Source organism: Sanguibacter sp. A247 (assembly GCF_052324925.1).
Classification (GTDB): domain Bacteria; phylum Actinomycetota; class Actinomycetes; order Actinomycetales; family Cellulomonadaceae; genus Flavimobilis.
Genome location: NZ_JBQPRE010000001.1, coordinates 54,541 through 78,906 on the forward strand (window position 1 = coordinate 54,541; position 24,366 = coordinate 78,906).

Consider the following 24,366-nt stretch of genomic DNA (forward strand, 5'->3'; position numbering starts at 1 on the left):
ACGGTGCGGTCGCGACCGGTCACAGTCCTGTGACTTGGCGACATCCGCGCTGGTGGCCGGTCACGCGCGTGTCACCGGACGCACCATCCGGTAGCCGACGCCGCGCGCCGTGAGGATGCGCTCGGGGCTCGACGGGTCCTTCTCGAGGCGGGAACGCAGCCGGTAGATGGTCGTCTTGAGCATCTCGCGCCCACCCTCGTCGCCGTCCGTCGCCCACACCTCCCGGACAAGATCGCGCCACGGCACGGGCTCACCGAGCCGCGAAGCGAGCGCGACGAGCAGGCGCATCTCAGTCGTCGACAGCTGCAACGGGACGTCGTCGTCGACCGCGCGCATCGTCGCAAGATCGATGTCGAGGGTCCCGACGACGAGTCCCGTCGGGCGCTGCGGGGGACGCGTCCGCCGCACGACGACGTGCGCGCGCAACGCAAGCTCACGCGGCGAGAACGGCTTGGTCACGTAGTCGTCAGCGCCCGCCTCGAGCCCGTCGACCCGATGGCGCACCTCGCCCTTGGCAGTGAGGAGGATGACCGGCACGTCGTGCCCACCGTCCCGGATGCGTCGGCACAACGCCACGCCGTCCTCCCCCGGCATCATGACGTCAAGCACGACAAGGTCGAGCGGCCGGTGCTCGACGACGTGCCACGCCGCCGCCGCATCACCCGCCTCGACGCACGTAAATCCCTGGGTCTCGAGCGCGAACGTGATGATCGCGCGCATCTGCGGCTCGTCATCGACGACGAGCGCGACCGGGTCCGTCTCGGTCATCGGGAGCCTCCGTCGGCGGGTTCGGCGGCGACCGCGGTCGCGCGCAAGGGCAAGGTGAGCAGGACGACGGTGCCGGCGCGCGTCGCCGTGTCGACAAAGATGCGGCCGCCGTGAAGCTCGACGATCTCCTTGGTGATCATCATGCCGAGACCCGTGCCCCGTCCGGGACCACCACCGACGACGAACGGCAAGAAGAGGGTGTCGCGTTCCGCAGCCGTCATCCCGGGGCCGTCGTCGGCGACCGAGACGAGCACGTCGTCGTCACCCACCGTGATCCGGACGGTGATCGTCACCTCCGCACCCGAGTGGCGGGCTGCGTTGTTGACGAGGTTCCACAGTGCCTGCCGCACAAGATTGCGGTCGAGGTCGAGCCACAAGGGGGCGCCCCGGGAGTCAAGGAGCACGGTGACGCCGTGCATGCGGCGCATCTCGCGCACCGTCTGCCGTGCGAGCGCGCGCACGTCCGTGCGCTCGAGGTGAAGCTCGAAAAGGCGCGCCTCGAGGCGGGCCGCGGTGAGCAGGTCCTCCGCCATCGCGATCATCTGACCGCAGTTGTCGACGATCGTGTCGACAAACCGCCTCTGGTGATCGTTGAGCGGCCCCGGCGTCTCCTCCGCGAGGAGCTCCGCTGCACCTTGGACGAGCGTGAGGGGCGTGCGGATCTCGTGGGAAAGCACCGAAGACCGTTCGGCGCGCGCCCGGGCGAGGGTCCGCAACCGCTCGGCCTCGTGCCGAGTGACGGCGAGGTCGGCGCGACCGGAGCGAAGGCGTCGGACGGTGAACGCGAGCGTGGCCGCGAGCAGGACGCACGCCGCGACCAGGGCCCACGTCCACGTCGTCGTTTCCACGCGGTGAGCCTACGCGGCACCGAGCGCACGCGATGCCTCATCGCTGCCGCCTCGCAGCCGATAGGTCCTCCGAGCGCCCGTCCCAGGCACGGTGCGCGTCGACACCTCGCGTCGACGCCTCGCGCTGCGGGACGGAGGGTGCCGGATGGACTCGGTGGGCGCGGTGACCGCTCGGATCAATGAGATCCAGAACCAGTTCGCGTGGCTGACCACGGGCGGCGCCGGCGGCGTCCTCGGCGGGATCCCCACCCCTGCGGCGACCGGCGCCTCGGCGACCGGCGCCTTGGCGACGTCCGGGGCGACGCTGGCTGCTGCGCCCGGCTCGGCCTTCGCCGACGCGCTCGCGAGGGTCGCAGGAGCTGGTCCGGCCGGTGTGGCCGGAGGCAAGGACCGGCTCGGGGTCGACAACGTCCCCGAAGACCTGCGCCGCTACGGCAACGGCAAGGTTCCCGCCTCCGCTCTCTCGCCGGTCGAGGGGACGAACAAGGCACTGTGGGAGCCTGCGGCACGGTCGCTCGAGGCTCTGCGCAAGGCGGCCGCGGCCGACGGCGTAAAGATCGGCGTGACCGACGGCTACCGCACCTACGAGACCCAGGTCGACCTGGTGCGGCGCAAGGGCCTCTACTCCCAGGGCGGGCTTGCCGCGGCTCCTGGGACGTCAAACCACGGCTGGGGCATGGCTGCCGACCTTGCGCTCGACGCGAAGGCCCTCGCCTGGATGCGGACCAACGCGGCCGACTACGGGTTCGTCGAAGACACCCCCCGCGAGTCGTGGCACTGGGGCTACCACCCCACCCACTAACCCGGTCCGCTGGCCGCCCGGCCGCCGGGCCCGGCTACCCGCAACTTTGTGCCGCACCCGCAAGTCTGAACCCGCGGGTAGAGCAGAAAACTGCGGGTGGGCGAGAGGCGCGAGCGCAGGCAGAAGAGCGGGCACCAGTAGAGGAGCGGCCGCCGGCAGGAGCGCGGGCGTCGGTCCCGGCAGCCAGCCCCCGTCCCCGGCCCCCGGCCGCCAGGCACCGGCGACCAGCCGTCGGCCCGGCTACCCGCAACTTTGTGCCGTACCCGCAAGTCTGAACTCGCGGGTAGAGCAGAAAACTGCGGGTGGGCTAGAGGCGCGAGCGCCGGTCCCCGGCAGCCAGCCCCTGTCCCAGTCCCCGGCCGCCAGCCGACGGCCACAAGTCGCCAGGCCGCCAGGCACCGGCCACCAGCCGTCGGCCCGGCTACCCGCAACTTTGTGCCGTACCCGCAAGTCTGAACTCGCGGGTAGAACAGAAAACTGCGGGTGGGCTAGAGGCGCGGGCGCCGGTAGAAGAGCGGGCACCAGTCGAGGGGCGGGCGCCGGTATAGGCGCGGGCGTCGGTCCCTGGCCACCAGCCGCAGGCCGCCAGCCGCAGACCGCGGGCCGCAGGCCGCCAGCCGCTGGCCGCTGGCCGCTGGTCGGCTACCCGCGACTTTGTGCCTTACCCGCAAGTCTGGACTTGCGGGTGGAGCAGAAGATTGCGGGTGGGCTGGGGCGTGAGCGCCAGGAGACGCGCGGCGTCGCTAGAGGAGCGGGACGACGTGGTCGCGCAGGAGCGGCGCCAGATCGGTGCGACCCGACGCAGATGCGGGGTCGAGCCACGCGAGCTCGGCGATCTCCCCCGCTGCGGCAGGGGCGCGGCCCGAGGGCAGAGGTGCCGTGTAGACGGTCGACGCGATCCGCGTATTCGTCTCGTTCGCGGCTTCGGAGTCAAAGACACCGAGCAAGGTGAGGTCGCCCGTCGTCAGCGAGAGGCCGACCTCTTCGGCAACCTCGCGCACAGCAGCCGCATCGGGCGCTTCGCCCGGCTCAAGCTTGCCCCCGACGAGCATGAACTTGCTCGTCCCCTGCTTGCGCACGGTGAGGATCCGGCCGTCCGGGTCGCGGAAGCAGACGGCGGCAATCGTGAGGACGGTGGTGTGGGGCACGGGTCCAGGCTACGTCGCCGCACTCAGGCGCAACGTCGCCCCCAGGCAACATCGCCTCGACGCACTGTGCAGCGTCGCGTTCCGACAGCGCAGCGACGCGTTCCCGCTCCGTGGCGACGCGTTCCGGCTGCGACGACCCGTTCCGATTACCTCGTCACGTTCCGGCCGGACACGCAGACGCCCGGCCGGGCGCTGACCGGCCGGGCTGGTCACTGCGTCGGCACAGGTCAGCCAGCGTCGAAGCGCTCGCCGTCGTCGCCGTCGTCGGCCTGACCCGTGTTGTGGAGGTCCGACTCGTCGGGGCCAGCGCCTGTCGTCCCGGGCGGCGCTGCGATGTCGCTGTCCGTCTGAGCGGGATCCTTGGTCGGCCGCGCGCCCTGCCCGGGCGTGGCGTCCTCGGTGTTGCGGTGCATGTGCGCTCCTGTCGACGTGACCCGCGTGGGGTCGAGCTGCGGGGTGGCACGGCCCCGCCGGTGGACGGCGGGGCCGTGCCGAGGGTCAGTCGCGGCGGAACGCGTCCTTGACCTTCTCGCCGGCCTGCTTGAGGTCGGAGACGATCTGGTCCTTCTTGCCCTCGGCCTCAAGGCCTTCGTCGTCCGTGGCGCGGCCTGCGGCGACCTTGAAGTCACCTTCGATTCCCTGCGCAGCGTTCTTGATCTTGTCGTCGGCTCCCATGGTTCCTCCTTGATCGGTGGTGCGTCTGGGCCCCGCCACCGTAAGCACGTGTGCCGGGCTGCCGCATCCGGGCCACGAGGCGGTGGGCGCCGTCGTGGCGGGGTTGCAAACTCCCGGAACATGACCCGATCACGACGTGACGTGACTCACTCCGCGCCAGGGCTTGACCTTTTCTTTACATGGGAGCACTCTTGTTCCCATGCTCACCACGACGGCCTCAGCAGCGCGCACGACGGACCGGGTCCGCACGACCGCCCAGGCTCGTCGTCCCGCGCCCAGCCCGCTCCGCGTCGCCCTCGCGACGGTGCACGTCCTCGACGGCGGCGCGCCCCACGGGGCGCTCACCGGCCTGGCACGCCACGCACTCGAGCAGCACGCGGGCCTCACGTCTGCGCAGCGCCTCGACCTCTGCTTCCCGACGGCGCTCCCACGCATCTACACGCAGGCTCACGCCCGTCGTCTCGCCGCCGCGCTCACTGAGGCCGGCGCGACGGTCGCCCTCGTCGACACGACGTCGGCCGTCTGACCGGCTGCTGCCCAGCCGCCGGCCACGTCAGCGCACGAGGCGGACATCGAGGATGTCGTCCCACCGTTCGATGCGCTTGCTCACTCCATCCCGCCGGAACCCGTGGCGCGCATAGAACGCAAGCGCACGGTGGTTGAGGTCGGCCGTCCACAGGAACGCCGGACGGTCTCCCAGCGCCGCTTCAAGGAGCAGGTCCGCGAGACCACTGCCCTTGACCTCGTCGAGCAGGTAGAGCATGCCGAGCTCGACGTCCCGCGGCGCGTCGTCCTCGTGCGGCGTGCACGCCAGCGCAAACCCGACGATCGTGCCGTCGGCGCGCTCAGCGACGTGCGCACCCGGCGCGTCAGCCCCGCCGAGGATCGCCGTCCACAGGCGCTCGTGCGCCGGCACGGACAGGCTCGCGAGGAGCTCGTCGGACAGCAGGCCCGGGTACGTCTCACGCCACGCGCGGACGTGGACGTCCGCGATCGCGTCCGCGTCCTGAGGACGCGCGCGCCGCACCGTCCCAGGGACGTCGCTCACGCGTCGGGCGTCGCGCCGGACACGTCGTCGACCGACGCCCCCGCACCGCTCGAGCCCGACACCCCCGCGCCGCCCGAGCCCGGCGCACCCGCAGGCCCGGCGGCCCCGGCAACCCCGGCATCCCCCGCGGCCCCAGCAGCCCCGGCAGCCCCGGCAGCCCCCGCATCTCCGGCGGACGCGTCCTCCTCACGCAGGAGCGGCTCCGTGCGCAGCTCGGGGCGTACCCCGTGCTTGTCCGCGTAGAACCCGCGCACGACGTCCATGTCCGCGCGCACGTCGCCCGTCGGCCGGAACGTCAGACCCAGACCGACCGTCCGCGTCGGACCGTCCACGTACCCGAGCGTCACCGGGACGCCCGTCGACGTCGCGATCCGCAAGAACCCCGACTTCCAGTAGCGACCCTTGCTCCGCGTGCCCTCGGGCGTCACCACGAGGTAGAACTTCTCGCCCGCAGCGATCCGCTCGACGACCGCGTCGACGAGACCCGCCGGGTTCGACCGGTCGACGGGGATCCCGCCGAGCGCCCGCATGACCCACCCGAACGGGCCCGTGAACAGCGACTTCTTGCCGAAGTACTTGACGGGGATGCCCAGGTCCCACGCGAGCGCGAGCATGAAGATGAAGTCCCAGTTGGACGTGTGGGGCGCGCCGACGAGCACGCCGATCCCGTCGGTGGGACGGGCCGTCGAGCGGTGCTCATAGCGGCTGATCGTGAAGATGGCGCGGGCCAGCGCTCGACGGAACCTCATGGTCGCCGATGCTAACGCGTCGCGATCGCTCACCGGCAACCGGTCACGGGCCCTTGAGCGAGACGTCGGCGAGCTGCAGGTTGTGGTCAGAGCCGCGGAACCGCTCGTCGAAGCGGCCGTCGGCCGTGAGCACGACCTGGTTGACGTAGCGCGCGATCCCCCCGCCGTTGCGGACGAGGATGTGGTCGATGCGCATCCCGGCGTGGGGGCTCACGGTCGGGCGTGCCGGGTAGCCGGAGGCGGCCGACGTCGCCGAGGGGATGCCGATGTTGGTGCGATGCGCTGCCGCTGCGCCCGAGACGTAGCCGGCAGCGACGAGCCGCTCCTGAGGTCCGTGCGGGTGCCGGCCGTTGTCGGAGTTGAGGTCCGCGAGGATGATGAGCGGCGCGCTCGGACGCCCCTGGGACCGGGCGAGGTTGCGCAGGAACAGGTCGAGCCCGCCGGCCGCCGACGTGCGCTGCACGTAGACCGCGGCCGTCTCGCCGCTCTTGAGGTGGGCGGAGGCCGCGTAGAAGACCCGGCCCGAGTCGATGTCGCGGAAAAGTGCCCAGGTCGCGTAGCGGTCGCCGTCGGGCGCGCCTGCGTCATCAACCCACCGCGCCTTCGCGTCGTAGCGGGCTGCGGCGGCCTTGAGCGAGACGAGACCGGAGTCGAGCAGCTCCGTCGTCGCGGTGCGGTAGATGAGGTGGGCGCCGAGCGAACGGTTCTTCACCGTCCGGTGGATCGCGTCGATCTCCGCGGAGGTCGTCGCCCACGCGTAGCCGTGGGGTGCGACGAGCTGCTCGACGTCCTTGTACTGCCGCACCCCGGGCGCGACGTACGGGATGTCAGCCTCTTGGAGGCCGACGACGTCGGGGCGGTTCTTGACGATCGTGCGGACGACGGCCTCGCGGCGGTCCTCCCAGCGTCGGCCACGGAGGTTCTCGGTGATCGCGGGCAGCTGCACGTTGTACGTGGCAACCCTTGTGAGGTCCTTGGCGGATCCGCGCACGACCGGCGACCCGGCGAACCCGGAGACCGTCGGGGACGTCGCACGGGCGCTGCCGTTGTGGACGACGACGCGCGCGAAGACGGGATGACCGCTCGTCGAGCCGATGCGTGAGCGGAGGGAGGCGGGGACCTTGACGACGGTCGTCGTCGTCCACGGGGACAGGCCGCTCTTCGTGCTCCGGGCTGACCCGGCGCTGAGCTCGGCGGAGGTTGGCGCGATCGTCACGCTCACGGCCGTCGCCCGGACGGGCTTGTTCCACGTGATGCGGACTGCGTCCTGCCCTGCGGGCGTCACCTTGGCGGTGACGCGGGCCGGTGCGGCCGAGGAGGTCTTCGTCGTGATCGTGCGTGAGGGCCGGGTACGGGTGCCGCGGTCGGCTGTGACGCGCACCTTGTAGGCGGTGGACTTGCGCAGCCCCGTCACGCGGATCGTCGTGCTCCGGGTCGTGAGCTTGCGCGTCGTCTTCTTGGTGAACGTCCGGCCCGACGTCAGCTCGATGAGGTAGCGCTTGGCTCCCTTGGTCGCCTTCCATCGGAGCGTCGTCGTCGTCCGGCCCGGGATTGCCTTGACGACGGGTCCGGCGGGCTTCTTCTTCGCGGCGCCCACGAGCGTGCCCGACGCGGCGCTGCCGTGCGTGCCCGACGCGGCGCTGCCGTGCGTGCCCGACGCGGCGCTGCCGACGGGCGTGGCGGTCGCCGCGACCGGGAGGGAAAGTGTGAGCGTGACCGCGAGCGCGAGCGCTGCGGTGAGTCGCCGCGACTGCGACGAACGGGATGCGAGACGACCGATCACGGCGTTCTCGCAGGTGTCGCGACGCATGTGCGTGCGGGTGAATCGCATCCGGTGCCCCCTGGTGTCTCGGTACGCCGGATCATTGTGCGATGGTCGCGCGCGGCGGGTCCAGATCGAGGGGTAGGTGGTTGGTCACAGTGGGCTCGGGTGTCGACACGCGTGCGCCGATGTGCCCGCGCATTCCCTATTCTTACAACGCTGTAAGCATGTGCACTAGCCTGGGCGAGACGATCAAGCCCGCCCTCCGACGACGAAGGACACGCCGTGACCGAGCACCTCCCCTACCAGGACCCGACGCTCCCCACAGCCTCGCGAGTCACCGACCTCATCGCGCGCATGACGCTCGACGAGAAGGTCGGACAGATGCTCCAGCTCACGGCCCAGTCCGGCGTCCAGCACCTCATCGAGGACTTCCACGTCGGCTCGATCCTCCACACCTCCCCCGAGCGCGTCCTCGAGGCTCACGACCACACCGAACGCACCCGCCTGCGCATCCCCCTGCTCATCGCCGAGGACTGCATCCACGGCCACTCGTTCTGGGAAGGCGCGACAATCTTCCCCACCCAGCTCGGCATGGCCGCCTCCTGGGACCCCGAGCTCGTCGAGCAGACCGCCCGCGTCACCGCGATCGAGGCCGCCGCAACCGGCATCCACTGGACCTTCTCCCCCGTCCTCTGCATCGCCCGCGACCTGCGCTGGGGCCGCGTGAGCGAGACCTTCGGCGAGGACCCCTTCCTCATCGGCGAGCTCGCCTCGGCGATGGTCCGCGGCTACCAGGGTGAGGGCCTCGCCGACGACACCGCGATCCTTGCGACCGCCAAGCACTTCGCTGCCTACTCCGAGACGCAAGGTGGACGCGACGCGACCGAGGCCGACGTCTCCCGCCGCAAGATGCGCTCGTGGTTCCTGCCACCCTTCGAGCGCGTCGCGCGCGAGGGCTGCCGCACCTTCATGCTCGGCTACCAGTCGACCGACGGCGTCCCCATCACGATCAACAACTGGCTCCTCACCGAGGTCCTGCGCGGCGAGTGGGGCTACACCGGAACCCTCGTCACCGACTGGGACAACGTCGGCCGCATGGTGTGGGAGCAGCACATCATGCCCGACTACACCGCGGCCGCCGCGGCCGCCGTTAAGGCTGGCAACGACATGATCATGACGACGCCCAAGTTCTACGAGGGCGCGCTCGAGGCCGTGGCGAACGGCACGCTCGACGAAGCCGACATCGACGCGGCCGTCGCCCGCATCCTCACCCTGAAGTTCGACCTGGGACTCTTCGAGAACCCGCGTCGGCCTTCCGTCGAGCGGCAGCAGGCCGTCATCGGGACCGACGCGCACACCGCGCTCAACCTCGACATGGCCCGCCGCTCCATCGTGCTCCTCGAGAACGACGGCACGCTCCCGCTCGCGGGCGGGCACGGCGCTGGCCTCGACGGACGCGTCGACGGGACCGACGGCAGCGTGCGACGCGTCGCCGTCGTCGGCCCCCTCGCGGACGACGCCCAGACGCAGCTCGGCGACTGGGCCGGGTCGTCCGGGCAGGCCGAGTGGCTGCCCGACGGTCACCCGCGCCACCTCATCACGACCGTCCTCGACGGCCTGCGCAACCACGCACCCGCCGACTGGGAGATCACGCACGCGCGCGGCGCCGACATCCTCACCCTCGGCGCCGACCCCGCCGGCGAGTACTTCCCCGACGGGCAGCCACGCCCCCAGATCGTCGTCCCCTGCGACCCCGACGAAGCACTCCTCGACGAGGCCACCGCAGTCGCCACGGCGGCCGACCACGTCGTCGTCGTCGTGGGTGACCGCATCGAGCTCATCGGCGAAGGACGCTCGACCGCGACGCTCGAGCTCATCGGCGCGCAGAACGCGCTGCTCGACGCGCTCGCCGACGCGGGCACGCCGTTCACGATCGTGCTCATGGCGTCGAAGCCGCTCGTCCTGCCGTCGTCGGCCGCGATGGCCTCCGCGATCCTCTGGGTGGCCAACCCGGGCATGCAGGGCGGCCGCGCCATCGCCGAGGTTCTGCTCGGCATCACCGAGCCCGCGGGGCGTCTGCCGATCTCGTTCGCACGGCACGTCGGCCAGCAGCCGACGTTCTACAACCAGCTGCCTGGCCAGCACGGAACCCGGTATGCCGACCTCACCCAGGACCCGGCGTGGGCCTTCGGCGACGGGCTCTCGTACACGACCGTCGAGTACTCCGACCTGCGGCTCGATCGTGCGGAGGCAACGCGCGACGACTTCGTGCGCGCAACCATCACCCTGACGAACACGGGGACGCGCCCCGCGCACGAGGTCGTCCAGCTCTACGTCAACGACGTCGTCACCTCAGTCTCGTGGGCGATCGCCGAGCTCAAGGCGTACCGCCGCGTCGAGGTCGCCCCCGGTGAGAGCCGCGAGGTGACGATCGACCTGCCCGTCGCGGACTGCACGCTCGTCACGGCCGACGGCAAGCGCGTCGTCGAGGACGGCGAGTTCGAGGTGCGCGTCGGTCCGTCCTCGCGTCAGGAGACGCACGAGACGGCGCGGTTCACGGTTGCCTCACCGCTCTCCACGGTGGGCTGACGGCTTCACGGTGGGCTGACGGCTTCCCTCGTGTGAAGGGGGAAGCCGTCAGCTCGTCGGCGACGGGAGTCCCACCGCGGTCTCGCGGGCGAGGCGGCGGGCAAGGATCGCGCACACCGTGAGCTGCAGCTGGTGGTAGGCGATGACGGGCAGCGCGAGGCTCGCCGCCATCGCGGGGGCGAACAGCACCGCCGCCATCGGCAGGCCGGTCGCCGCAGACTTCTTCGACCCGCACATGAGCAGCGCGATCCGCTCACCGCGACCGAGGCCGAGCCTCCCGCCGCCCCACCACGTGAGTGCGAGCATGAGCGTGAGGACGACCCCGCACACGGCCAGCAGCGCGGCGAGGACGAGCGGAGTGACGGCGTCCCACGCGCCCGACGTCGAGGCCTCGCTCACCGACGTGTAGACGACGAGGAGGATCGTCGCGCGATCCGTCACGCGCGTGAGGCGCGGATGCAACCGCAGCCAGCGGCCGACGAGCGGCTGCAGCAGCTGCCCGACGATGAACGGCGCGAGCAGCATCGCCAGAGCGGGCAGGAGGACGGACCCGGCGCCACCGGTGCCGCCGGCGCCGAGGAGCGCGATCGCGAGCAGAGGCGTGACGATGACGCCGACGACGTTCGACACGGTCGCGCCCGTGAGTGCCGTCGGCACGTCACCCCGGGCCTCGCCCGTGAGGACGACGGACGACTGCACGGTCGACGGCAAGATCGACAGGTAGAGGAGCCCGCGACGCACGTCGTGCGGCAGGACCGCGTCGGGCACGAACTGGATCGCGAGGCCGAGCAGCGGGAAGACGAGGAACGTCGCGGCAAGCATCGAGCCCTGCACCCGGACGCGCCGGGCGGCGCGGAGCAGCTCGCGGGACGGCATGCGCGCGCCGTAGAGCAGGAAGAGCAGGACGACAGCACCGTCGCGGACGCCGTCGAGCGCTGCTGCGACGCCACCACGCGCGGGCAGCAGCAGGCCGAGGGCGAGCAGGGAGAGGATCGATGCGGTGAGCGGGTCGATCCACCGCGGCCACGCGCGGGGTCGGGGGGTGGCACTCACACGCCGACCCTATCGCCGCGAGACCTTGCCGCTCCTCGCGTCGGCGTACCGAGAGCATCGAGGTGACCGCGACGTGCCACGGGGGGTCGACGCTGACCACCGGGGTGGGCTCGGGGTGAGAAGCCTCCCGACGGGTGACGCCCCCACCCGGCCCATCCCTACGCTCGAGATCACGCACGAAACAGCCGGGGGAAGGCACCACCATGAGCAAGGTCGTCATTGTCGGGCAGGGCTACGTCGGCCTGCCTGTCGCTATGCGCGCAGTCACACAGGGGTACGACGTCGTGGGCCTCGACGTCGACGCGCTGCGCATCGAACGGCTCGCCGCGGGCCTGTCGTACGTCGACGACGTCACCGACGACGACCTCGCGGCGGCGCTCGCCTCCGGTCGCTATCTTCCGACCCGTCGCTACGAGGACGCTGCAGGGTTCGACGTCGCCGTCATCACGGTGCCCACCCCCCTGCGCGAGACCCTGCCCGACCTCACCTTCATCGAGCAGGCCGGCGCGGCGCTCGCGCCCTACGTGACGCGCGGCGCGACCGTCGTCCTCGAGTCGACGACGTACCCGGGCACGACCGAAGAGCTTCTCGTCGGGATCCTCGAGGCCGGGTCGGGGCTCACGGCCGGCCCGGACTTTCACGTCGGCTACTCGCCCGAGCGCATCGACCCGGGCAACGCCACGTACACGTTCGTCTCGACCCCCAAGGTCGTCTCCGGGATCGACGCTGCGTCGCTCGCCCGCGTCGAGGAGTTCTACGGTTCGCTCGTCGACCGGACGGTCCCCGTCTCAGGGACCCGTGAGGCCGAGCTCGCCAAGCTGCTCGAGAACACGTTCCGGCACGTCAACATCGCACTCGTCAACGAGCTCGCGGTCTTTGCGCACGACCTCGGGATCGACGTGTGGGAGTCGATCGACGCCGCATCCTCGAAGCCGTTCGGCTTCATGCGGTTCACGCCCGGGCCTGGCGTCGGAGGCCACTGCCTTCCCGTCGACCCGAGCTACCTGTCATGGCAGGTGCGTCGCACGCTCGGGCGCTCGTTCCGCTTCGTCGAGCTCGCGAACGACGTCAACGACCACATGCCCGACCACGTCGTCACGCGCACGATCACGATGCTCAACGATCTGGGCCGCGCGGTGCGCGGTTCGCGCATCCTCCTGCTCGGCCTGGCGTACAAGCGTGACTCGCGCGATGCCCGGGAGTCTCCCGCCCTGCGCGTCGTCCACCTTCTTGCGGGGCTGGGGGCACAGCTGTCAGCGGTCGACGGACTCGTCGACCCGCGCTGGTGGCCGGTCGGCGTCGAACGCGTCGAGCTGGACGACGCGACCGTCGCCGCCTCGGACATGGCACTCCTGCTCACGCCGCACACGGGGCCCGACTACGACCTGCTCATCCGGGCGGGCCTGCCCGTCCTCGACACGCAGCACGTGCTCAAGGGCCCCGAGGTCCGAGCTCTCTAACCCGCACGGCGACCCGTCCGGCGGCGGTCGCCGGGCCGCGCACCCGCAAGTTTGTGCGCTACCCGCACGTCCAGACCCGCGGGTAGCGCACAAACCTGCGGGTAGCCGGCCCGCGCCAGGCCGCTCGGGCCGGGCCGCTCGGGCCTGGCTGCCCGTGTCACGCCTCCGGGGCGAGGACGTCGCGCAGCTCCGCCCGTGTCGGCGGGTTGGCGCCCGCACGCGAGACGGTGACGGACGCGGCAGCCGCCGCGGCTCGTGCCGCGGTGAGCACCGCCTCGTCGGAGAGTCCGCGCAGGCGTCGACCTCCTGCGGCGCCGACGACACCGCCCGTCGCGAGCGCGTCGAGGAGCGCCCCCATGAATGTGTCGCCGGCACCGACCGTGTCGACGACGTCGACGCGTCGGCCAGGCACCTCGAGCAGGCGTCCGTCGTGGCGCAGGAGCCACGCGCCGTCGCCGCCGCGCGTGACGACGACGAGCCCCGCACCCCACGCCGACCAGCGCCGCGCAACGTTGAGCGGGTCGACGCCGGGCGCGAACCAGGCGAGATCCTCGTCGGACACCTTGACGACGTCCGCGAGCGCGACGATCTCCTCGACGCGGGCGCGCACGGAGTCGGCGTCCGCGATGAGCGCGGGCCGGATGTTGGGGTCGACCCCGACGACCGCGCGCCCTCGGGCGCGCCGCACGGCATCGCGGACCGCGGTTCCGCCGGGCTCGAGGAACGTCGCGATCGAGCCGACGTGCACGACGTCCGCCGAACTCACGTCGACATCACCGAGCTCCCAGGCGATGTCGAATTCGTACGACGCAACGCCGTCGGCGTCGAGCGTCACCGCGGCCGACGACGTCCGGCCCGTCGAGGGCACGTGCGCGGCGACGGTGACGGATGACGCCTCGAGCCACTCGCGCACGAGCCGCCCTCGCTCGTCGTCGGCGAGAGCCGTCACGAGCGTGACGTCGCGCCCGAGCCGACCCAGCGTGAGGGCAACGTTCGCGAGCGAGCCGCCCGGCAGGTCGCGCGGACCGTCGGGCCCGGGAACGACGTCGACGAGCGCCTCGCCGACGACGAGGAACCGGGTCACGACGCCACCTGCCCGTCGGCGACGGCCCGCGCGATCGAGGGGCCGAGCGGGAGGCGCGGCAGGAGCGCCGACTGGACCGCGTGGTAAAGGTCGGGCTTGCCCGGCCACACGGTGCCAGCGGGCTCGAGCGTCGGCGAGAGCTCGTGGTGCCACGAGCCGCGCTCGTGGTCGATGACGTGCGTGACGATGTGGTCCCACCAGCGCGCGTAGAGCTCGGCGTAGCGGCCCTCCCCCGTGCGGCGATGGAGCGCGTCGGCGGCTGCGGCCGCCTCGGCAGCGACCCAGTGCATGCGGTCGCGCACGACGGGCGCGCCATCCCAGCCGGTCGTGTAGACGAAGCCTTCGGCGCCGTCCGCGTCCCAGCCGTCGGCAGCAGCACGCTCGAAGAGCGTGACGGCCGCGGGCAGGAGCGTGCTCGGAGCGTCCGCACCGAGCGCTCCCTCGACGTGGACAAGGAGCCGCGCCCACTCGAACCCATGCCCGACGGTCGCGCCGTACGGCTTGAACTGGTCGCCCGGGCGGTCAGCGTTGAGCTCGAGGTCTGCGACCCATGAGGCGTCGAAGTGCTCGGGAAGACGCCCGTCGTGCGCGCGTGACAGGTCGACGACGAACGACGCGATCCGTGCTGCACGCTCGCGCCACGCTGGGTCCCCCGTCGCGTCGGCGACCGCGAGGAGCGCCTCGACGGAGTGCATGTTCGCGTTGATGCCGCGGTAGTTGTCGAGCTCCGTGAACATCACGTCCCACGTGTCGACGGCCCGGCCGGCTTCGTCGTCCCAGAACCGCTCGAGGTAGACCGCACACGCCTCGTCGAGCAGCTCGCTCGCTCCCGGAAGGCCGGCGAGCGTCGCGGTGGAGGCCGCGAGCAGCACGAACGCGTGGTCGTAGCAGGACTTGCCCGAGGCGACGTCGGGGGCGCCCGACGCGTCGAGCGCGTGGAACCAGCCGCCGTGCTCGGCGTCTCGCAGCGGGCCGGTGAGGCCCGCGAGCGCGCCCGCAGCGACGGGTGCCGAGCCCGGGATCCCCAGCATGGCGCCGAGCGCATACACGTGGACGGTGCGGCACGTGATCCACGTCTGCACGCCGCGGTCAGCCCACGGCAGGCCGTCGTCACCGAGGTAGGCGGCGCCGCCGCCGGGAGCGACGACGTGCGCGCGGCCGAACCCGAGCAGGTCGCGAACGTGCTGGTCGAGCCACGTGCGGTGGCTGGGCAGTGCGGTCCAGGGAAGCATGGCGATCCTCTTCGTCTCGGGCTGCGGGCGGGCGTCGGCCCAGGGCTGCGGTGTCGTGCGGGCGGTGGCGGCACTCGCGGGTGCCGCCACCGCCCCGGGTCAGGAGCGGACGAGCTGGCCCGCGTGCTTGAGCACGCGTGGGTCCGTGAGCTCCTCGACACCGACGGCGTGCGGTCCGGTCACCCGGAACGTCGCGGTCTCCCCCGGCAGGAGCGTGACGAGCATGTCGTCGACGCGCGCGTCCGGGTGGATCTTGTCGACGAGCAGGGCGAGGTCGTGCACGACCGTGTCGGGCGTGATCGTCACGGTCGTGACGACGCCGCCGCCGTCGGCATCGGCTGACGACGCCTCGACCGTGAGTCCGGGCCGGGCGCTCAGACGCGAGTCGCGCGGCTCAGCGAAGAACCGCACACCGCGTGCGTCGCCGAGTGTCGCTGTGACGAGCTCGACGGCAGCGTCGGCGGGCGTCGCGACGTCAGCCGGAACAGGCACGACGACGATGCCGCGCGCCTCGACGTCGACGGCCACCGCCGACTCCGCGAGCACCTCTCCCGCCAACGACACGCGACGCAGCACGAGGTCGCCCGACCACGCCACCGCGTGATCGTTGTGCACCGCGGCGACGAGGCCGTCCTCGCGGGGCTGCACCGTGACGAGACGGTCGGCGTGCTGGTGGGTGAGCTCGTAGGCGAGCGGCTTGGGCCGCCCGTCGCCGTCGACCGCAGCCCACGACGTCACAGGCCAGCAGTCATTGATCTGCCACACGACCGACCCCATGCACACCGGGGCGTGCGAGCGCAGGTGGCCGATCCCCGTGCGCAGCGCACGCGCCTGGTTGAGCTGCATCGCCCAGTGCCACGCGTCCATGTCGCCCGGGAGCTCGAAGTGCGGCAGCAATCCGTACCAGAGCTTGTTGTTGCCGTCGGCTGCCTTCTGGTGCGTCACCATGCCGGGCGACTCGGGCGTCATCGGCTCGTCGTGGATCGAGCGGGTGAGCGTCGCCCACGTCGGCGGCGCCTGCCACCCGTACTCCGCCATGAAACGCGGCACGTCCGCGAGATAGGCGGTCATGGGTTGGCGGTTCCACGCCTCCCACGAGTGCATCGAGCCGTGGCTCACCTCGTTGGGGTGGCGGTCGAGGGTCCCCGACCACGGCGAGGACGGCGTGTAGTCCGTGCCGGGCGAGAGCTCGGCGACGATCGCGGGCAGGAGCTCGGTGTAGTAGCCCAGGCCCCAGCTCGCGCCAGCGAGGCGCGGCTGCCACGCCCAGTCGTGGAAGCCCCAGATGTTCTCGTTCGAGCCGTTCCACAGGGCGAGGCTCGCGCGGTGCGCGAGCCGGGCGACGTTCTCACGTGCCTCAGCCTCGACCTCGGAGCGCAGCGGCTCCTCCTCGGGGTAGGCCGCGCACGCGAAGGGGAAGTCCTGCCAGACGAGCAGACCCTGCGCGTCGCACGCGTCGTAGAAGTCCTCGGTCTCGTAGAGCCCGCCGCCCCAGATGCGCAGCAGGTTCATGTTCATCCCGGCGGCCTGGGCGACGCGGGCCGCGTAGCGTTCGCGCGTCACGCGGTGCGGGAAGGCGTCGTCGGGGATCCAGTTGGCTCCGCGGATCCACACGGGTTCACCGTTGACGACGAACGTGAAGCTCGTGCCGTGCTCGTCCGGGTCCATCGCGAGGCGGATCGTGCGGAAGCCGACGCGGCGCGTCGCGATGTCGCAGGCCGGGGGCACGTCGTCGGGCTCGTCGGCGCCATTCGCGGCGGGGCCGTTCGCGGCGGCGAGCGTCACCGTGACGTCGTAGAGCGGCTGCGCACCGTGCGTCCGGGGCCACCACAGGTCGACGGACGCCAGCTCGACATCAGCGGTCACGCTCGTCACGCCGGCCGCGACCTCGACGGTCGTCCCTGCGCCGCCCACGCCGACGGTGAGGGCGAGCGGTTCGTCGCTCACGCGCTCGACGTCGACACTCACACGCACGACGCCGCGCGCGCCCTCGGTCGCGCCGTCGGGCAGGAGCGCCTCGGTGCGGACGTGCGCGAGGCGTGCCGCCGACCAGGACTCGAGGCGCACAGGCTTCCACAGGCCGCTCGTCGCGGTCGCGATCCCCCAGTCCCAGCCGAAGCTGCACGCCATCTTCCGCATCGCGTAGAACGGGTGCGCATTGCCCGCCTGCGGACGGATGCCGAGGGCGAGCGACTGCTGGTTCGCGTACGTGACGGGCGAGGTGAAGGCGACGACGAGCTCGTTGTCACCCTCGCGCAGCGCGGCCGCGACGTCGAAGCGATAGGAGCGGTGCATGTTGGCGGTCCGGCCGACCTCGACGCCGTTGACCGTCACGGTGGCGACCGTGTCGACGCCGTCGAGCACGAGGTCGTGGCGGTCGTGACCGCCCGGGCTCCACGCGAACGTCGTGCGGTACTCCCAGTCGCACGCCCCGATCCACGCGAGCACGCCCTCGTTCGAGTCGAGGTAGGGGTCGCAGATGAGGTCCGCCGCCAGGAGGTCGGTGTGCACGGAGCCGGGCACGGTCGCCGGCACAGCGTCGAGGATGAGGCCGGAGGGCACGGGGCCGCGCGTCGGTCGGACGCTCCAGCCCTCATTGAGGTCCCGCGTCGTGGTGAGGACCAGGGGGTTGTTCACTTCGTGGCTCCAGAGGTCAGACCTGAATAGATGTGTCGCTGGAGAGCGAGGAACGCCACCAACGTCGGCACGATCACGATGATCGTACAAGCCGCGATGAGCTCCCAGTCGGATCCCTGAGGCCCCTTGAAGCGGTACAGCGCGGTCGAAAGAACACCGAGATTCTCACCTGGCATATAGAGGAAAGGCATGTAGAACTCGTTGTAGATCGCAATGCCCTTGATGATGACGACGGTCGCGATCGCGGGCTTGAGAAGTGGCAGGATCACTGACCTGTAGATGCGGAAGCGGTTGGCGCCGTCGAGCATCGCGGCCTCGTCGAGCGAGCGCGAGATCGAGCTCATGAACTGGATGAAAATCTGGATCGCGATGATGTCAGTTCCGAGAAAAAGCAGGATGACCGACCATCGAGTGTTAAACACGCCAAGCACGTTGATGATCTTGAATGTCGCAACCTGGGTCGTCACCGCAGGGACGAGCGCGGCCGCAAGAAAGAGCGACATGACGACCCCGCGACCGCGGAAGCCGAAACGGTCGATCGCATACGCGGTCATGGTGCCGAGGAAGATCGTCCCGACAAGCGCCACACCAAGGATGACGGCGGTGTTGAAGAACGCCATGAGCAGCTCGCCCTTGACGATGACCGTCGCGTAGTTCGAGAAATTCAGCCAGTTGGCGGGCGGGTCGAGCGGACCCGTCGCGGCGAACTCAGCCTTCGTCTTGAGCGAGGCGAAGAACAGGGTGACGAGCGGGACGACCGCGATAACCGACGCGGCCACGAGCGTCACGTACTTGAGCATCGCGGCGACCGGCCCCGTCACGTGGCCGGTCCGCGCGCGGTGCGCGGCGACAGCGCCACGCCACCTGTCCGCGAACGTCAGGCGCCTGCGCCCGCGTTCGTCGGACGCCACTGCGGTCGGAGCTGAGACGCTCATGCGAGGTCTCCCTTCTCGGCGGGGAAGAGCTTCTTCTGAGCGATCGTGATGATGATGACGAGCCCGAGCAGGACGATCCCCATCGCTGAGCCGAGCCCGAGCTTGCGGTACTCGAAAGCGAGCTCCATGGTCCGGATGACAAAGGTCTGCGTTCCGTTCGCGCCGCCGGTCATGATGTACGGGATCTCGAAGACGGAGAGCGCACCCGAGATCGCAAGGATCGCGGTGAGGCCGATGATCTGGCTGATGCCCGGCACGATGATGAACCGCACCTTGTGCCATGTCGTCGCGCCGTCGAGATCCGCCGCCTCGTAGATCTCCTCCGGGATCGACTGGATCGCGCCGAGGAACAGGACGAAGTTCAGGCCCATGTAGCGCCACACCGACGTGAACGCGAGCGAGACGTTGGCGATGGATGGATCACCGAGCCACGTCGGCGGCTCCGTCACGCCGACGACCGCAAGGAGCGCGTCCAGCGTCCCGCCGGGGCGGAAGAAGAAGAGGAACGCGATGCCGATCGCCACACCGTTGACGAGATAGGGGAAGAAGATGATGCCCTTGAAGAGGTTCTTCAGGCGCGTCGTGAAGCTGAGGATCACCGCGAAGTACAGCGCGAGAAGGAGCTGGAGCGACGCCCCCACGAGGTAGTAGGCGCTCACGAAGAAGATTCGCAGGATGTCGGGGTCGGTGAAGATCCGCTCGTAGTTCTTCCACCCGACCAGAGCCTTCTCGGGCTTCAGCCCGTCCCAGCTCGTGAAGCTCCACCAGACCATGTTCGCGACCGGCAGGTACGTGAACGTCAGCAGGAGCGCGAGGGGGACGAGGAGGAAGAGCCACGGCGTGATGCGCCAGCCGCGGCGGGTCCGCGGCGGCGCGGCGGCCGTGCGCGTGCGGTTCGTTGCCAGGAGGGCCATTGCCAGACGCTCTTCTCGTACGAGGGCCGAAGGGGTGGTGACGCCGGGTGCGGGGCCGTCGCGGCCCCGCACCCGGGCGCGGTCAGTCGATGATGTTCGCGCGAGCCTTGGCCCACTTCTCGTTGAGGCCCGCGAAGTACGACGCCTTGTCGCCCTTCTGCGCGCCCCGCGCGATGTCGACGAGCGTGCGGCGGTAGCTGTCGCCCCACAGGTCGATCTCGGCCTCGTTGTAGAGGTCGGAGTCGAGGGACTCCTCACCGGCCGGGCTCGGGTTGAGGTCGACGAGCTTCGTCCCGACGTCGCCGAACGCCTTGAGCGTGTCCGGGGTCTTGCCGTCGAGGCGCGGCGAGACGCCACCCTCGTCGAAGGAGTAGCCAGACTTGTCGACGAACCAGTAGAGCCAGGCGCGCGCAGCGTCCTTGTTCTTCGAGTGCTTGTTGATCGCGATCTTGTAGTCGCCCGAGACGACGGAGTGGAGCGCACCGTCGGTCGTGAACGGCATGGGCCAGTAGGCGATGTCGTCCGCGGAGCCGCCGTTCTGCTCAGCGGCTTCCTTCATCTGGGTCACGGCCCAGCTGCCGAGCACCATCGCTGAGATCTCGCCCTTGGCGAGCTTGACCTTCGACTCCTCCCAGTTGGTCGTGGTGGGGTCGCTCTCGGAGAGGCCCTGGTTGACGATGTCGAACAGGAGCGAGTCGAGCGCGTACTGCTCGTTGCCTTCGGTCCACGGAGCGTCCTGAGAGTCACGGATCGTCACGGTGTCGGGGCCGGCGATGATGCCCTGGTTGCCCTGCCACTGCGAGAGCGGCCAGCCATCCTTGTAGTTCGTGTAGTAGCCGGCTCCGGTCGCGTCCTTGACGGCCTTGAGCGCGGCAAGGAACTCCTCGGGGGTCGTGGGGGGCGACGTCACTCCGCCTTCCGCCATGACCTTGGTGTTGACGACGTAGCCGGAGGCGTTACCCGTGATCGCGATCCCGTAGAGGGTGTCGTCGAGCGACGCTTCGGTCTTGACGAAGCGGTAGGTCGAGGCGGCCTCCTCGACCGAGCCGAGGGGCTCGAAGAAGTTCGAGAGCTGGTCCTTGGTGATCTTGTTGGGGATGAGGAGCACGTCGCCGTACTGCTCGGTTCCCATGCGGATCGTCACTTCACCCTCGTAGTCGGTGTGCGACTCGAACGTCACGTCGACGCCCGGGTACTCCTCCTTGAACTCCTCGACGTATCCGGGGAAGACCGTCTTGGCGAGGTCGGTGCGGTTGGTGAGGACGGTGATCGAGCCTGTGACGTCACCCGTCGGGGCTCCGGTTGCTGTCGGCGCGGTGGCGGCGTCTTCGCCGCCGCCGCAGGCGCTGAGGGAGAGTGCGGCGATCGCCGCGAGCGCAGCGATTGTGTGCATCTTTGCCATCGTGCTTCCCATCTGTCGTCATTGACGTGCGCGGGTGCGATCCGTGCACGATCAGAAGTGAAGCGCTTAAGTTGTGTTAAGTCAAAGGTTCCGTGTCACGGCTTCATCTCCGCCCCCACAGCCTCGCGGCGATGACTGATTCGCTTAAGCGGGCAGACGGCCGACGTGGGCCGGTCCGGCCCGCCTTATGGACGCACGCCCTGGCGGGCCGGAGCGTCGGCCACCCCGCCAGCGGGCACGGTGAGACCTCGCTCGCGCGGGCTCAGTCCCGCGGGCGCCGCGCCGTCGTGCCTCGCGGGCGCAACGTGGGCGTCGAGTCGAGGAACGCGCCCGGCTCAGCCCCCTCCATGCGCGCGAACAGCCGCCGCGCGGTGTGTGCGCCATAGCGCGTCACGTCATGGCTCAACGCGGTGAGGCGCGGGAATGTCGCCTCGCACAACGGCGAGTCGTCCCACGCGATGAGGGAGACGTCGTCCGGCACGACGACGCCCATCTCACGTGCGACACCCATGCCAGCGAGCGCCATCACGTCGTTGTCATAGACGATCGCGGTGGGTCTCTCGTGCGTGAGCAGGAGCGCCCGCGACGCGGTCGCGCCCTGCGCGGGCGTGTAGTCGGTCTCGGCGGTCAGGCCGTCCACCCCGAGCAGCGCGCACTCCTCCTGGAAGGAGGCGTCGCGGATCGTCGTGTGACCGAAGTGCGGCAGCCCGCCCACACGCGCGATCCTGCGGTGTCCCATCGCATGGAGATACCGCACGCACTCGCGCATCGCAGCGCCGTCGTCCGTCCAGATGCTCGTGAGCGGACCCGCGAGCGAGGGGTCACCGACGACGACCGCGGGAAGCTGCTCAGGCTCCGAGAGCAGGGCGACGCGGGGGTCGTCGGGCCGCGGGTCCACCATGATGACGCCGTCGACCCGACGCGCGGCACGCCAGCTGCGATACGTGCGCATCTCCGTCTCGGCGTCAGGGACGACCTGGAGCATGAGCGCGTAGCCGCGCTGCGAGAGGACCGACTCGATCCCGGCGATGAACTGCATGTAGAAGGACTCGACGCCGAGGGTCGAGGGATCGCGCGCGAGGACCAGCCCGATCGTTTCGGTGCGCGCCCCCGACAGGGAGCGCGCCGCGGCGCTCGGCGCCCAGCCCATGTCGCTCGCGACCCGCAGGATCCGGGCGCGCGTCTCGTCCGAGACGCCGGGCCGGTTGTTGAGCGCGTATGACACCGCTCCGGTCGACACCCCGGCCGTTCGTGCGATGTCGGCGATCGTCACCCGAGCCACGGCGGGCCCCCTCTCTGCTGCCCTGAGACATTACCGCCCCGTACGCCGAGGCTGAGACGCGCCCGGGCTGTGGCCCGTCGGCCGGGTGACGCGTCAGACGCAGGTCAGGTCGGAGGACGGTGGCAGATGAGGCCGCGGTGCCGTGGACGGCGACTCCGCGAGCTCATCTGCCACCACTCCCCCGGGCGGCGACGGCCGCCCCGATGATCGGGGCTTCCGTGCCGAGTGCGGCCGCGACGACAGGGGTGTCGCGGACCGCCGGCATGAGGTCCTCGCGCAGCGCCGTGGCGACGCGCCCGAGGTAGGGAGGGCCGATCTGGGCGACCCCGCCGCCGACGATGACGACGTCGGGATCGAGGACGCTCACGGCTGTGGCGAGGGCGCGTCCCAGGGCGCGGGCGCCGTCGGCGAGCACGGTCTGGGCGTGCGCGTCGCCGTTCGTCGCGCGCACGGCGACCTGCTGCAGGCTGACGCGTTCCCCGCTGCGGGCGGCGTAGCGGCGCTCGAGCGCAGGCCCGCTGGCGATGGCTTCGGCGTGGCCGTCGACGCCGCACGAGCACACGTGTCCGACGGCTTCGGGGATGACGACGTGCCCGACGGATCCGGCGATGCCGGTCCGTCCAGCGACGACTCGGCCATGGCGGACGACGCCGCCGCCGATCCCTGTCCCGACGGCGGTGAGCAGAACGGTCGCGCGGCCGCGACCTGCGCCGACGGTCGCCTCGCCGAGCGCGGCGGCGTGCACGTCGTTGAGCGTGACGACGGGGAGCCCGGTCGCCGACGCGATCCGGTGCGTCACGGGCGTGCCTGCCCAGCCGGGCAGGAGGTCGGTTGCGCTCGCGACGCAGCCGTCGTCGTCGATGACGCCTGCTGCGGCGATCCCGATCGCGTCGAGGCGGAGGTGGGCGAGGCGCAGGGTCGCGACGACGTCGAGGATCGCGGCGAGGATGGCCTCGGCGCCGTCCTGCGCGGGTGTGGCAACGCGGATGACGTCGCCGATGAGGGCGCCGTCGCGGCTGACGAGCCCGCCCGCGATCTTGGTGCCGCCGAGGTCGATGCCGATCGTCAGGGTCGTCATGAGATTCCCCCGGCACGTGCGGTTGCGGCGGCTGGGGTCGCGGCGGCCGGGGTCGCGGCGGCGAAGCGCCGGGCCGTGAGGAGGGGGTCGGTGATGGCGCCGCCGACGACGACGGCGCTCGCGCCGGCCGCGAACGCGGCTGCGACGTCGTCGGGCGTGCGGATGCGTCCCTCGGCGATGACGGTGAGCCCGCGTTCGGCGAGCGCGGCCACGAGCTCGAGGTCGGGGCCCTCGGGCGCCGGGCGGGACGCGGGTGTGTAGCCCGAGAGGGTCGTCCCGATGAAGGCTGCGCCGAGATCGGCGGCGCGCAGGCCTTCGTCGAGCGTCGAGACGTCGGCCATGACCGGGACGTCGACGGCGCTGACGATGGCGCGGAAGCCGGTGAGGTCGGCACCGTGGACCTCGGCGGTGGCGTCGGCTGCGACGACGTCGGCGCCTGCCGCGACGAGCCCCCGGGCGAGCGCGGGGGTCGGGGTGATGAAGGGGCGGGGGCTGCCCTCGACCTTGTGGAGGCCGATGATGGGGACGTCGGTGAGGTCGCGGACGGCGACGATGTCGTCCGGGCCGTTGACCCGGAGGCCGACGGCACCGCCGAGGAGCACGGCGCGGGCGATGACGGCGGTGATGGCGGGGTCGCGCAGCGGGCTTCCGGCGGGTGCTTGGCAGGACACGACGAGGCCGCCGCGCAGGCGGGTCGCGATCTGCTCCCGGTTCATGGACCGCTACCTCTCTGCCCCCGCGGGCCGTCGAATAGGTACTATCCAATGTAGGCCCTCTGGGTGCATGATGGCTACCAGTCAGGACAAAGTCGCCCCACCAGATGCGAAAGAGGTTCGGACCATCCTCGGCCACGACATCGCTCCCTCCTCAGCGAACGACCCCACGCCCCCCGGGGCT

Annotated in this window: 22 protein-coding genes; 4 read left to right on the plus strand and 18 right to left on the minus strand. The window is 71.0% G+C overall.

From position 1 onward, the window contains the following. Positions 1-60: 60 nt before the first annotated feature. Positions 61-768, minus strand: a complete 708-nt coding sequence (locus tag ACTVCO_RS00235; protein ID WP_443726376.1) for a response regulator transcription factor — start codon at positions 766-768, stop codon at positions 61-63. Next, complete coding sequence (locus ACTVCO_RS00240; protein ID WP_443726377.1) at positions 765-1,616, minus strand: sensor histidine kinase; 852 nt, start codon at positions 1,614-1,616, stop codon at positions 765-767. Before ACTVCO_RS00240 ends, ACTVCO_RS00235 begins: the two co-directional genes overlap by 4 nt. A gap of 163 nt (positions 1,617-1,779) precedes the next feature. Between ACTVCO_RS00240 and ACTVCO_RS00245 the strand changes: the two genes are divergently transcribed. Beyond that, entirely contained in the window at positions 1,780-2,418 is a 639-nt protein-coding gene (locus tag ACTVCO_RS00245) for a M15 family metallopeptidase (RefSeq protein WP_443726378.1), read from the plus strand. 743 nt (positions 2,419-3,161) lie between these two features. Here ACTVCO_RS00245 and ACTVCO_RS00250 read toward each other — a convergent pair. The 3 genes from ACTVCO_RS00250 to ACTVCO_RS00260 form a co-directional block, all read right to left on the minus strand. Next, the gene (locus tag ACTVCO_RS00250) at positions 3,162-3,566 is read right to left on the minus strand and encodes an NUDIX hydrolase (RefSeq protein WP_443726379.1); all 405 of its coding nucleotides are present in this window, start codon (positions 3,564-3,566) and stop codon (positions 3,162-3,164) included. 227 nt (positions 3,567-3,793) lie between these two features. Then, positions 3,794-3,979: a hypothetical protein gene (locus ACTVCO_RS00255; RefSeq protein WP_443726380.1), complete on the minus strand. Its 186-nt coding sequence runs from the start codon at positions 3,977-3,979 to the stop codon at positions 3,794-3,796. 85 nt (positions 3,980-4,064) lie between these two features. Further along, positions 4,065-4,241, minus strand: a complete 177-nt coding sequence (locus ACTVCO_RS00260; RefSeq protein ID WP_443726381.1) for a CsbD family protein — start codon at positions 4,239-4,241, stop codon at positions 4,065-4,067. Between the two features lie 199 nt (positions 4,242-4,440). Between ACTVCO_RS00260 and ACTVCO_RS00265 the strand changes: the two genes are divergently transcribed. Then, a complete protein-coding gene (locus ACTVCO_RS00265; protein ID WP_443726382.1) occupies positions 4,441-4,767 on the plus strand; it encodes a hypothetical protein in 327 nt (108 codons plus the stop codon). Between the two features lie 27 nt (positions 4,768-4,794). Here ACTVCO_RS00265 and ACTVCO_RS00270 read toward each other — a convergent pair whose 3' ends face one another. Genes ACTVCO_RS00270 through ACTVCO_RS00280 form a run of 3 tightly spaced genes read right to left on the minus strand, consistent with a single transcriptional unit; the run spans position 4,795 to position 7,869 of the window. Beyond that, positions 4,795-5,289 carry a GNAT family N-acetyltransferase gene (locus ACTVCO_RS00270; RefSeq protein ID WP_443726383.1) on the minus strand — a complete coding sequence of 165 codons (495 nt, stop codon included), beginning with the start codon at positions 5,287-5,289 and terminating at the stop codon, positions 4,795-4,797. After that, complete coding sequence (locus ACTVCO_RS00275) at positions 5,286-6,038, minus strand: 1-acyl-sn-glycerol-3-phosphate acyltransferase (protein WP_443726384.1); 753 nt, start codon at positions 6,036-6,038, stop codon at positions 5,286-5,288. Before ACTVCO_RS00275 ends, ACTVCO_RS00270 begins: the two co-directional genes overlap by 4 nt. Before the next feature lie 43 nt (positions 6,039-6,081). Next, complete coding sequence (locus ACTVCO_RS00280; RefSeq protein WP_443726385.1) at positions 6,082-7,869, minus strand: endonuclease/exonuclease/phosphatase family protein; 1,788 nt, start codon at positions 7,867-7,869, stop codon at positions 6,082-6,084. Positions 7,870-8,085: 216 nt separating this feature from the next. Here ACTVCO_RS00280 and ACTVCO_RS00285 point away from each other — a divergent pair, with 216 nt between their 5' ends. Further along, entirely contained in the window at positions 8,086-10,392 is a 2,307-nt protein-coding gene (locus tag ACTVCO_RS00285; protein WP_443726386.1) for an exo-beta-d-1,3/1,6-glucosidase, read from the plus strand. Between the two features lie 48 nt (positions 10,393-10,440). Here the strand turns inward: ACTVCO_RS00285 and ACTVCO_RS00290 are convergent, their stop codons facing one another. Further along, positions 10,441-11,445, minus strand: coding sequence for a bile acid:sodium symporter family protein (locus ACTVCO_RS00290; RefSeq protein WP_443726387.1), 1,005 nt, complete (start codon positions 11,443-11,445; stop codon positions 10,441-10,443). A gap of 203 nt (positions 11,446-11,648) precedes the next feature. Between ACTVCO_RS00290 and ACTVCO_RS00295 the strand changes: the two genes are divergently transcribed. Beyond that, complete coding sequence (locus ACTVCO_RS00295; RefSeq protein WP_443726388.1) at positions 11,649-12,905, plus strand: nucleotide sugar dehydrogenase; 1,257 nt, start codon at positions 11,649-11,651, stop codon at positions 12,903-12,905. A 157-nt stretch (positions 12,906-13,062) separates the two neighbouring features. On the opposite strand, the gene ACTVCO_RS00300 is transcribed toward ACTVCO_RS00295, so the two are convergent. The 9 genes from ACTVCO_RS00300 to ACTVCO_RS00340 form a co-directional block, all read right to left on the minus strand. Further along, positions 13,063-13,989, minus strand: a complete 927-nt coding sequence (locus ACTVCO_RS00300; RefSeq protein WP_443726389.1) for a carbohydrate kinase family protein — start codon at positions 13,987-13,989, stop codon at positions 13,063-13,065. Then, complete coding sequence (locus tag ACTVCO_RS00305; protein WP_443726390.1) at positions 13,986-15,221, minus strand: AGE family epimerase/isomerase; 1,236 nt, start codon at positions 15,219-15,221, stop codon at positions 13,986-13,988. Before ACTVCO_RS00305 ends, ACTVCO_RS00300 begins: the two co-directional genes overlap by 4 nt. A 99-nt stretch (positions 15,222-15,320) precedes the next feature. Beyond that, the gene (locus tag ACTVCO_RS00310) at positions 15,321-17,858 is read right to left on the minus strand and encodes a glycoside hydrolase family 2 protein (protein WP_443726391.1); all 2,538 of its coding nucleotides are present in this window, start codon (positions 17,856-17,858) and stop codon (positions 15,321-15,323) included. Next, on the minus strand, positions 17,855-18,793 hold the full coding sequence (locus ACTVCO_RS00315; RefSeq protein ID WP_443726392.1) for a carbohydrate ABC transporter permease: 939 nt from the start codon (positions 18,791-18,793) through the stop codon (positions 17,855-17,857). Before ACTVCO_RS00315 ends, ACTVCO_RS00310 begins: the two co-directional genes overlap by 4 nt. Continuing rightward, positions 18,790-19,707 (minus strand): carbohydrate ABC transporter permease, encoded by a 918-nt coding sequence (locus ACTVCO_RS00320; RefSeq protein WP_443726393.1) that lies wholly within the window; start codon positions 19,705-19,707, stop codon positions 18,790-18,792. The genes ACTVCO_RS00315 and ACTVCO_RS00320 overlap by 4 nt, the downstream gene beginning before the upstream one ends. 82 nt (positions 19,708-19,789) lie before the next feature. Next, on the minus strand, positions 19,790-21,100 hold the full coding sequence (locus ACTVCO_RS00325; protein WP_443726394.1) for an ABC transporter substrate-binding protein: 1,311 nt from the start codon (positions 21,098-21,100) through the stop codon (positions 19,790-19,792). Positions 21,101-21,371: 271 nt separating this feature from the next. After that, positions 21,372-22,391 carry a LacI family DNA-binding transcriptional regulator gene (locus ACTVCO_RS00330; protein WP_443726395.1) on the minus strand — a complete coding sequence of 340 codons (1,020 nt, stop codon included), beginning with the start codon at positions 22,389-22,391 and terminating at the stop codon, positions 21,372-21,374. Positions 22,392-22,554: 163 nt separating this feature from the next. Continuing rightward, on the minus strand, positions 22,555-23,469 hold the full coding sequence (locus ACTVCO_RS00335; RefSeq protein ID WP_443726396.1) for an ROK family protein: 915 nt from the start codon (positions 23,467-23,469) through the stop codon (positions 22,555-22,557). Then, positions 23,466-24,185: an N-acetylmannosamine-6-phosphate 2-epimerase gene (locus tag ACTVCO_RS00340; protein ID WP_443726397.1), complete on the minus strand. Its 720-nt coding sequence runs from the start codon at positions 24,183-24,185 to the stop codon at positions 23,466-23,468. The genes ACTVCO_RS00335 and ACTVCO_RS00340 overlap by 4 nt, the downstream gene beginning before the upstream one ends. Positions 24,186-24,366 lie beyond the last annotated feature (181 nt).